Raw genomic sequence first — 10,310 nt, 5'->3', positions numbered from 1 at the left:
GCCTCGATCGTGTCGTGCGGCACCGGCGTCGGCAGGAACGCGCGGATCGAGCGGCGCGATGTCAGCGCGTCGTCGACGGCGCGGATCGCGTCGGCGTCGACGCGGGCGGAAGTGGCGGGAAAGGGCATCGGTGCTCCTGCATGGCGGGAAGGCGCGCGGGTCTGGCATGGCATTCGAGCCGGCGAAACGGCCTGGGCGTGATCGATGATACGTCCCGTTGCGCGTCCGTGCAGCGCGTGCAATCCGGGTGCAATCTATCAGCAGCACATGCGCGCGGCTGCTCGCTTGCACTGAGGGTGCGGCCCGCTACACTGAAATCGAAAGGGCCGGATGATGCGGCAAGCAGGCAGCGGCAGCGAGGTTGGTATGACGACGGCGATGGTGAAACAGGAATTGGCGGTGGCATCGTTCAGCACGGTGTACGACCTGGAGCAGGTCGAGACGGCGCTGAGCGACCTGAACGACGGTGCGAGCGAAGCCTTGCGCGCCACCTACGAGAAGATGCTCAAGACCGGCAATCTGCGTTTTTGCGTGAAGCCGAACCGGATGCCGTCGTTCGACGCGATCGGCGAGGCGTTGCCGAATTTCGCCGAACCGCTCGGCGATGTGCGCAAGCAGGTTGCGCTCTGCCTCGAGACCGACGACCGTCTCGAACTGATGCCGATCCTGTTGCTCGGGCCGCCCGGGATCGGCAAGACCCATTTCGCGAAGGCGCTCGCGCAGCTGCTCGGCACGTCGTATCACTACGTGCCGATGAGTTCGCTGACCGCCGGCTGGATCCTGTCCGGCGCGTCGTCGCAATGGAAAAACGCGAAGCCGGGCAAGGTGTTCGACGCGCTCGTCAACGGCAGCTATGCGAATCCGTTGATTGCGGTCGACGAGATCGACAAGGCGGGCAACGATGCGCAATACGATCCGCTCGGCGCGCTTTATGCGTTGCTCGAGCATGACACCGCGCGCACATTCGTCGACGAATTCGCCGAGGTGCCGATCGATGCGGGCAACGTGATCTGGGTCGCGACCGCAAACGATGCGCAGGCGATCCCGGAGCCATTGCTCGACCGCCTCAGCGTGTACGAGATCGCGCCGCCCGACGCGGCAGGCGCACGCCGTATTGCGCAGACCATCTACGACGAGATCCGCAACGCGCATGCGTGGGGCCGGCGCTTTCCGGAGACGCTCGGCGACGCGGCGCTGGACGTGCTGGCCGCCACGCCGCCGCGCACGATGCGCCGCGCGCTGCTGCATGCGTTCGGCGCCGCGCGTCTCGACGGGCGCGATGAGGTCGAGGCGCGCGATATTCGTGCCGACGAGGGCGCGATGAAGCGACGCCCGATCGGGTTCTGACGCGCACCGAATGCGGCGGACAGGGCGTGTCCGGCGGGATGCCGGCCGCCTCGGCACGGTCAGGCAGGCGCACGCACCAGGACGTACAATCGACTTGTCTCCCTCGACGCGATAACGACGCGAAAAACCATGGAGCAGACGGATTGTGTAGTGATCGGCGCGGGCGTCGTCGGGCTCGCGATCGCCCGCGAACTGGCCGCCCGCGGACGAGAGACGCTGGTGCTCGAGGCGGCCGGCGCGATCGGCACAGGCACGAGTTCGCGCAACAGCGAAGTGATCCACGCCGGGCTCTACTATCCGCGCGGTTCGCTGAAGGCGCTGTCGTGCGTGCACGGCCGCGACCTGCTGTATGAATTCTGCGAGACGCATCACGTGCCGCATCGTCGTATCGGCAAGCTGCTCGTTGCGACGTCCGCCGCGCAGGTCGCACAGTTGAAGTCGATCGCCGTGCGGGCCGAGGAAAACGGCGTGCTCGACCTGATGCCGCTCACGCGTACCGAGGCGCAAACGCTCGAACCCGAACTCGAATGCGTCGGCGCATTGTTCTCGCCGAGCACCGGTATCGTCGACAGTCATCAGCTGATGCTTGCGCTGCTGGGCGACGCCGAGCGCGATGGCGCCGTGTGCGCGTTGAATGCGCCGGTCGAATCGATCGACGTGCTGCGTGGCGGGCGCTTCGTCGTGCGCACGGGCGGCGATGCGCCGACCGAGATCGAGACGTCATGCGTGATCAACAGCGCGGGCCTCGGCGCGCAGGCGCTGGCACGCCGCACGCGCGGCCTCGACCCGCGCTGGGTGCCGCCGCTCTATCTCGCGCGCGGCAATTATTTCAGCCTGTCCGGTCGCGCGCCGTTCAAGCACCTGATCTATCCGATGCCGGACCGCGCGGGGCTCGGCGTGCACCTGACGCTCGACCTCGCGGATCAGGCGCGCTTCGGCCCGGACGTCGAATGGATCGACACGATTCGCTACGACGTCGATCCCGCCCGCGCAGCGGCGTTCTATCCGTCGATCCGCGCGTACTGGCCGGGCCTGCCCGACGATGCGCTGCAGCCGGCCTACGCAGGCATTCGCCCGAAACTCGCGGGGCCCGGCGAACCGCCGGCCGATTTCGTCGTGCAGGGTGCGGCGCAGCATGGCGTGCGCGGCCTCGTGAACCTGTTCGGGATCGAATCGCCGGGACTCACTTCGGCGCTTGCGCTCGCGCAGCGCGTCGGCGAGATGACGGCATACGGGTGATCGCGGCGCCCCGTGCGCCATGCGTTATCTCCGGCATTTCGGCGTGCACACGCGCGCGCATGAGCGTTATGCTGTCGAGCGGCTGCCGCGAGAGCCGCTTTCAAACCGATAACGTTGGAGCGAGTCCCCATGAAAACAACCCGTCGGAGTTTCCTGATCTCGAGCATTGGCGTCGTATCGGCACTGGCGCTGTCGCGCGAAGCGCTGGCTGCGGATCTGCCGATGCTGTCCGAAAGCGACACGACCGCGCAGGCGCTCGGCTACAAGGCAGACGCCACGAAGGTCGACAAGGCGAAGTATCCGAAATACGCAGCGGGCCAGGATTGCGCGGCATGCATGCTGTACCAGGGCAAGCCGGGCAGCGCGTCCGGCCCGTGCGGCGCGTTTCCGGGCAAGCAGGTGGCGGCGAAGGGCTGGTGCAGCGCATTCACCAAGAAGGCATGACGCCCGCGCGGCATCGTGCGGTGCCGCATCGCGGAACGCCTGTCATCGACCGATGGCAGGCGTTTTTTATTGCTTGAAATCGATTCCTCAGCTTTCTACACTCGCTCCAACCCGGCTTGCCGCGATCGCACCCGCGCGGCGCTTCCTCAGTGCGGCGACTTCACGAGAACGACACACGCATGGCGACGATCGCGGGCTCAGCGAAGACAGTCAGACCGGAGCGTGCGCTGAACCGGCGCGCGGTGGCGGCAGCGGTCATCGGCAACGCGCTCGAGTGGTACGACTTCACGGTCTTCAGTTTCATGGCGGTCGTGATCGCCGATGTGTTCTTCCCGTCGACGAACGAATACGCGTCGTTGCTGATGACGACCGCGACCTTCGGCGCCGCGTTCGTCATGCGGCCGATCGGCGGCATCGTGCTCGGGCTCTATGCGGATCACGCGGGGCGCAAGGCTGCGCTGTCGCTCGTGATCCTGCTGATGACGGCCGGCCTCCTCCTGCTGGCGATCGCGCCGCCGTACGCGGCGATCGGCATCGGCGGCCCGCTCCTGATCGTGCTCGGCCGCCTGCTCCAGGGGTTTTCCGCCGGCGGTGAGTTCGGCAGCGCGACGGCGCTCCTGATCGAGGCGGCGCCGTTCTCCAGGCGCGGTTTCTACGGCAGTTGGCAGATGGCGAGCCAGGCGGCGGCACTCCTGATCGGCGCGCTCGTCGGCGCGACTGTCACGCACGGCCTGACGCCCGACGCGCTGCATGCGTGGGGCTGGCGCGTGCCATTCGTCATCGGGCTCGCGATCGGCCCGATCGGTTTTTATATCCGCCGCCATCTCGCCGATTCGGAAGCCTTCCTGCATGCGCGGCAAAGCGCGCGGCGCGCGACGCTCGGCGGAGTCTTTGCGCACCACTCGCGCGAGGTGCTGTGCGGGCTCGGTTCGGTGATCGCGCTGACCGTGACGATCTATGTGCTGATCGGCTATCTGCCCACCTTCGCGGTGAAAGCGCTGAAGCTGCCGTACGCGGAGTCGTTCTATCCGGTGATCGTCGGCAACCTGTTGCTCACCGTCCTGTCGCCGCTGGCGGGGGCGTGGTCGGACCGCATCGGGCGCCGGGGCCTGTCGCTGTGGTCGCTCGTGCTGACGCTCGTACTGGTCTATCCGCTCTTCGCGTGGCTCGACGCCGCGCCGAGCATCGCGCGCCTGATCGTGGTGCAGGCGGTGCTGTCGGTGACGCTCGCCGGCTATTACGGACCGTTCGGCGCGATGATCGCGGAGTTGTTTCCGGCCAACGTGCGTTCGACCGGACTGTCGATTGCATACAACATCGCGGTGATGCTGTTCGGCGGATTCGGGCAGTTCATCGTCACGTGGCTGGTCGGGGAGACCGGCTCGACGCTCGCGCCCGTCTGTTACGTGATGACGGGGCTGGCGCTGTCGATCGTCGCGGTCGCCTTCGTACCCGCACGCAACGCGGATCTCGACGCGCGCGGCTAGGCGCGGCGCGCGTCTGCCGCCGCGCGGGAATCGCCGGGTTGCCTGCGGATACGGATGCGGCATGGCGAATTCCGCCGTTTACGCGGCGCATACGCGGCGCATCGGCAGGCCCGCTTGCACGAAGATGCGCCAAAGATATCCGCAGAAACCCTTGTGAAGGCGTCTGTAAGGGAATTTTCTCCAGCTTGTTCCGGCATCCCAAGCTCAAGTAATATCCGCGTACGCCGGCCCTTCCGGGGCCGGATCTGGAGACCTGGAGGAAACATGGAACACCAAAGTCTGTTGCGCGCCCTGCGTGTTACCGCCATCGCAGGCGTGGCAGCGGCATCGCTCGGCGTCGCGGGCACTGCATTCGCACAGATCCCGAACAAAACGCTCGTCTACTGCTCAGAAGGCAGCCCGGCGGGTTTCGATTCCGCGCAATTCACGACGGGCGTCGATTTCACCGCCGCCACGTTCACCGTCTACAACCGCCTCGTCGAATTCGAGCGCGGCGGTACGAAAGTCGAGCCCGGCCTCGCCGAGAAGTGGGACGTGTCGCCCGACGGCAAGGTGTACACCTTCCATCTGCGCCACGGCGTGAAATTCCACACGACCGACTTCTTCAAGCCGACGCGCGAATTCAACGCGGACGACGTCGTCCTGACGTTCGAGCGCATGCTCAATCCGAACAATGCGTTCCGCAAGGCGTATCCGGTGTCGTTCCCGTACTTCACCGACATGGGCCTCGACAAGCTGATCACGAAGATCGAGAAGGTCGATCCGTACACCGTGCGCTTCACGCTCAGCGAGCCGAACGCGCCGTTCATCCAGAACATGGCGATGGAGTACGCGTCGATCCTGTCGGCCGAGTACGCGGATCAGCTGATGAAGGCCGGCCGAGCCGCCGACATCAACCAGAAGCCGATCGGCACGGGTCCGTTCGTCTTCCGCAGCTATACGAAGGACGCGACGATCCGCTTCGACGGCAATCCGGACTACTGGAAGAAAGGCGAAGTGAAGATCTCGAAGCTGATCTTCTCGATCACGCCCGATCCGGGTGTGCGCGTGCAGAAGATCAAGCGCAACGAATGCCAGGTGATGAGCTATCCGCGTCCGGCGGACATCGCGACGCTCAAGGCCGAGGCCGACGTCGCGATGCCGTCGCAGCCGGGCTTCAACCTCGGCTACCTCGCGTACAACGTCGAGCACAAGCCGCTCGAGAAGCTCGAAGTGCGTCAGGCGCTCGACATGGCGATCAACAAGAAGGCGATCCTCGAATCGGTGTACCAGGGCGCGGGTCAGGCCGCGGCTGCGCCGATGCCGCCGTCGCAATGGTCGTACGACAAGAACCTGAAGGCCGCCCCGAACGACATCGCGAAGGCGAAGGCGCTGCTCGCGAAGGCCGGTTTGCCGAACGGCTTCGAGATCACGCTGTGGGCGATGCCGGTGCAGCGCGCGTACAACCCGAATGCCCGCCTGATGGCCGAGATGATCCAGGCCGACTGGGCGAAGATCGGCGTGAAGGCGAAGATCGTCACGTACGAGTGGGGCGAGTACATGAAGCGCGCGCATGCGGGCGAGCAGGACACGATGCTGATCGGCTGGACGGGCGACAACGGCGACCCGGACAACTGGCTCGGCACGCTGCTCGGCTGCGAGGCGGTGAAGGGCAACAACTTCTCGAAGTGGTGCTACAAGCCGTTCGACGAACTCGTCCAGAAGGGCCGCACGACGACGGGCCAGGACGCGCGCACGAAGATCTACACGCAGGCGCAGCAGATCTTCGGGCAGCAGCTGCCGTTCTCGCCGATCGCCAACTCGACGGTCTACCAGCCGGTGCGCAAGAGCGTCATCGACATGCGCATCGAACCGCTCGGCTACGCACGCTTCGATGGTGTTGGCGTGAAGTGACGAAGCAGGCGTAAGCTGTCGCGACGACCGGCTTGAAATCATCCGGCGGCGAGGGGTCACAAGCCCCTCGTCGCCGGTCGCACATTTCCCACAAGAAATACGAGACGTACCATGTTCCGATTCGTATTGCGCCGCGTGGGCATGGTGATCCCGACTTTCATCGGCATCACCATCCTCGCGTTCGCATTGATTCACCTGATACCGGGCGACCCCATCGAAGTGATGATGGGCGAGCGCGGCGTCGATCCCGTCATGCACGCAGAGGCGATGAAGCGCCTCGGGCTCGACCAGCCGCTGCCCGTGCAGTATTTCCACTACATCGACCGGGCGCTGCATGGCGACCTCGGCACGTCGATCATCACCAACACGAGCGTGGCGGGCGAATTTTTCGCGCGCTTCCCGGCGACTGTCGAACTGTCGCTGTGCGCGCTCTTCTTCGCGCTCGCCGTCGGCCTGCCCGCCGGCGTATTCGCGGCGCTCAAGCGCGGCTCGATCGTCGACCACGGCGTGATGGGCACCGCGCTGACCGGCTACTCGATGCCGATCTTCTGGTGGGGGCTGATCCTCATCATGGTGTTCTCGTCGTATCTCGGCTGGACGCCCGTATCCGGGCGCATCTCGGTCGAATACGAGATTCCGCATGTCACGGGCTTCATGCTGATCGACGCGCTGCTCGCGCCCGACGAAGGCGCGTTCAAGTCGGCGGTCAGCCACCTGATCCTGCCCGCGATCGTGCTCGGCACGATTCCGCTCGCGGTGATCGCGCGGATGACGCGCTCGTCGATGCTCGAAGTGCTGCGCGAGGACTACATCCGCACCGCGCGCGCGAAAGGGCTGTCGCCGGCGCGCGTGATCATCGTGCATGCGCTGCGCAATGCGCTGATCCCGGTCGTTACGGTGATCGGCCTGCAGATCGGCACGCTGCTTGCGGGCGCCGTGCTGACCGAGACGCTGTTTTCGTGGCCGGGCGTCGGCAAATGGCTGATCGACGCGATCGGCCGCCGCGACTATCCGGTGGTCCAGGGCGGCATCCTGCTGATCGCGACGCTCGTGATCGTCGTGAACCTGGTCGTCGATCTGCTGTACGGCGTGCTGAATCCGCGCATCCGCCACACGAGGTAAATCATGAGCAACATGCAAAACGCCATGCCGCGCGACATCGCGCCGGTCGGCGGCCGCGCGCTCGCGCTGCGCGAATTCTGGGCCAATTTCTCGCGCAACCGCGGCGCAGTCGGGGCGGGCATCGTCGTGCTCGTGCTGATCGTGGTCGCGCTGTTCGCGCCGCTTCTCGCGCCGCACAGCCCGATCGAGCAATACCGCGACTATGTGAAGATCCCGCCGGCGTGGCTCGCGGGCGGCAACTGGCACTTCGTGCTCGGCACCGACGAAGCGGGCCGCGACATCCTCTCGCGCCTGATGTACGGCGCACGGATGTCGTTCTGGATCGGCTTCGTGTCGGTCGTGCTCGCGCTGATTCCGGGCATCGTGCTCGGGCTTGTCGCGGCGTTCTTCCAGAAGTGGGCGGATACGCCCGTGATGCGCGTGATGGACGTGCTGCTCGCGCTGCCGTCGCTGCTGCTGGCCGTTGCGGTGGTCGCGATCATCGGTCCGGGCCTCACCAATACGATGTTCGCGATCGCGATCGTCGCGCTGCCCGCCTACGTGCGCCTGACGCGCGCATCGGCGCTCGGCGAGCTGCAGAAGGAATACGTGACGGCATCGCGCGTGGCGGGTGCGGGCACGCTGCGCCTGATGTTCTCGCAAGTGCTGCCCAACTGTACCGCGCCGCTGATCGTGCAGGCGACGCTCGGCTTCTCGTCGGCGATCCTCGACGCGGCCGCGCTCGGCTTCCTCGGTCTCGGCGTGCAGCCGCCGACCGCGGAATGGGGCGCGATGCTCGCATCGGCGCGCGACTACATCGACAACGCATGGTGGATCGTGACGATGCCCGGCCTGTCGATCCTGATCTCGGTGCTCGCGATCAACCTGCTCGGCGACGGGCTGCGCGACGCGCTTGATCCCAAACTGAAACGGATGGCGTGAGATGAGCCACAACCTTTTGACCATCCGCAATCTCGCGGTGAATTTCAACGGCCTGCCGGCCGTCGACCGGATCAACCTGTCGATCGCGCCGGGCGAGGTGGTGGGCGTTGTCGGCGAGTCGGGCTCGGGCAAGAGCGTGACGATGATGGCCCTGATGGGCCTGATCGACGCGCCGGGCATCGTGACCGCCGACGAAGTGACGTTCAACGGCGTGAACCTCCTGAAGGCCTCGCCGAAGGCGCGGCGCAGGATCATCGGCAAGGACATCGCGATGGTGTTCCAGGACGCGCTGACGAGCCTGAACCCGAGCTATACGGTCGGCTTCCAGATCAAGGAAGTGCTGAAGCTGCACGAAGGACTGCGCGGCGACGCGCTGCACCGGCGCGCGCTCGAACTGCTCGACCAGGTCGGCATTCCGGACGCGAAGAACCGCATCGATTCGTTTCCGCACCAGATGTCGGGCGGGATGAACCAGCGCGTGATGATCGCGATGGCCGTCGCGTGCAATCCGAAACTGCTGATCGCCGACGAGCCGACCACCGCGCTCGACGTGACGATCCAGGCGCAGATCATGGATCTGCTCGTGAAGCTGCAGAAGGAGCGCGGGATGGCGCTCGTGCTGATCTCGCACGATCTGGCCGTGGTGTCGGAAGTCGCACAGCGCGTCGCGGTGATGTACGCGGGCGAGATCATCGAGACCAATCGCGTGCCGGACATCTTTGCGCATCCGCATCATCCGTACACCGAAGCGTTGCTGGCGGCGATTCCCGAGCACAATAAGGGAGCGCGCCGCCTGGCGGCATTGCCGGGCATGGTGCCGGGCCGCGACGATCGTCCGTCCGGGTGCCTGTTCGCGCCGCGTTGCAAGTATGTCGTCGACGCGTGCCACACGGGCCGCCCGGCGCTGGCCGAACTGGTGTCCGGCGATGACGCGATGCGTGTACGCTGCATCAAGCCGCTCAATCTTTCCCACCTCGACCTGACGGGAGGCGCACGATGAATGCTGTCAATCACATGCCTCGCGCCGAGCACGAGGACGCGGTGCTGGTTGCCGACAAGCTCACGAAGCACTACACGGTGAAGCGCGGCATGTTCGGCGAGGGCACGGTGAAGGCCCTCAACGGCGTGTCGTTCAAACTGAAGCGTGGCAAGACGCTCGCCGTCGTCGGCGAATCGGGCTGCGGGAAGTCGACGCTCGCGCGTCAGCTGACGATGATCGAGACGCCGACGTCAGGACATCTGACAATCGACGGGCGCGACGTCGCCGGTGCGGACCGTCAGGCGATCGCCGAGCTGCGCCGCCGCGTGCAGATGGTGTTCCAGAACCCGTTCGCGTCGCTCAACCCGCGCAAGACGGTCGAGCAGACGCTCGGCGAGCCGCTTGCGATCAACACGAACCTGAGCGTCGGCGAGCGTGCGGAGCGCATCGCGCAGATCATGCGCACGGTCGGCCTGCGGCCCGAGCACGCGAAGCGTTATCCGCATATGTTCTCGGGCGGCCAGCGCCAGCGTGTCGCGATTGCGCGCGCGATGATCCTCGATCCGCAGATCGTCGTCGCCGACGAGCCGGTGTCCGCGCTCGACGTGTCGATCCAGGCGCAGATCCTGAACCTGTTCATGGATCTGCAGCAGCAGTTCAGGACGAGCTACGTGTTCATCTCGCACAATCTCGCGGTCGTGGAGCACGTGGCCGACGACGTGATGGTGATGTACTTCGGCAGCGTCGCCGAACTCGGCGACAAGGCGACGATCTACGCGCGTCCGCGGCATCCGTACACGCGTGCGCTGATGTCCGCGACGCCGGCGATCTTCGAGGAGGATCGCCGCGTGCAGATCAAGCTGCAGGGCGAACTACCG

The 10,310-nt window shown here is 65.9% G+C and carries 9 protein-coding genes and 1 pseudogene; 9 read left to right on the top strand and 1 reads right to left on the bottom strand.

Annotated elements, in window-relative coordinates; genetic code table 11:
• Positions 1–128 (bottom strand): annotated as a pseudogene (locus KH616_RS15005) (nitroreductase); the annotation flags it as partial.
• Positions 129–366: 238 nt separating this feature from the next.
• Between KH616_RS15005 and KH616_RS15000 the strand changes: the two are divergent.
• The 9 genes from KH616_RS15000 to KH616_RS14960 all read left to right on the top strand — a co-directional run.
• Positions 367–1,347 carry an AAA family ATPase gene (locus KH616_RS15000; RefSeq protein ID WP_292247459.1) on the top strand — a complete coding sequence of 327 codons (981 nt, stop codon included), beginning with the start codon at positions 367–369 and terminating at the stop codon, positions 1,345–1,347.
• A 129-nt stretch (positions 1,348–1,476) separates the two neighbouring features.
• On the top strand, positions 1,477–2,586 hold the full coding sequence (locus KH616_RS14995) for an NAD(P)/FAD-dependent oxidoreductase (protein WP_292247456.1): 1,110 nt from the start codon (positions 1,477–1,479) through the stop codon (positions 2,584–2,586).
• A gap of 129 nt (positions 2,587–2,715) precedes the next feature.
• The gene (locus tag KH616_RS14990) at positions 2,716–3,030 is read left to right on the top strand and encodes a high-potential iron-sulfur protein (protein ID WP_292247454.1); all 315 of its coding nucleotides are present in this window, start codon (positions 2,716–2,718) and stop codon (positions 3,028–3,030) included.
• Positions 3,031–3,209: 179 nt separating this feature from the next.
• Entirely contained in the window at positions 3,210–4,517 is a 1,308-nt protein-coding gene (locus tag KH616_RS14985) for an MFS transporter (protein WP_292247452.1), read from the top strand.
• Between the two features lie 264 nt (positions 4,518–4,781).
• A complete protein-coding gene (locus KH616_RS14980; protein WP_292247449.1) occupies positions 4,782–6,410 on the top strand; it encodes an ABC transporter substrate-binding protein in 1,629 nt (542 codons plus the stop codon).
• A gap of 111 nt (positions 6,411–6,521) precedes the next feature.
• Complete coding sequence (locus tag KH616_RS14975; protein WP_292247446.1) at positions 6,522–7,532, top strand: ABC transporter permease subunit; 1,011 nt, start codon at positions 6,522–6,524, stop codon at positions 7,530–7,532.
• A 3-nt stretch (positions 7,533–7,535) separates the two neighbouring features.
• Entirely contained in the window at positions 7,536–8,453 is a 918-nt protein-coding gene (locus tag KH616_RS14970) for an ABC transporter permease subunit (RefSeq protein WP_292247444.1), read from the top strand.
• 1 nt (position 8,454) lies between these two features.
• Positions 8,455–9,453 carry an ABC transporter ATP-binding protein gene (locus tag KH616_RS14965; protein ID WP_292247441.1) on the top strand — a complete coding sequence of 333 codons (999 nt, stop codon included), beginning with the start codon at positions 8,455–8,457 and terminating at the stop codon, positions 9,451–9,453.
• The coding region (locus KH616_RS14960; RefSeq protein WP_292247438.1) for a dipeptide ABC transporter ATP-binding protein at positions 9,450–10,310 on the top strand (861 nt) is incomplete at its 3' end. The genes KH616_RS14965 and KH616_RS14960, both read left to right, overlap by 4 nt.

It is taken from the genome of Burkholderia sp., from assembly GCF_018375725.1.
Taxonomy (GTDB): domain Bacteria; phylum Pseudomonadota; class Gammaproteobacteria; order Burkholderiales; family Burkholderiaceae; genus Burkholderia.
Note: the sequence above shows the minus strand (reverse complement) of the source record. Positions and strands in the feature narration are given on the sequence as shown.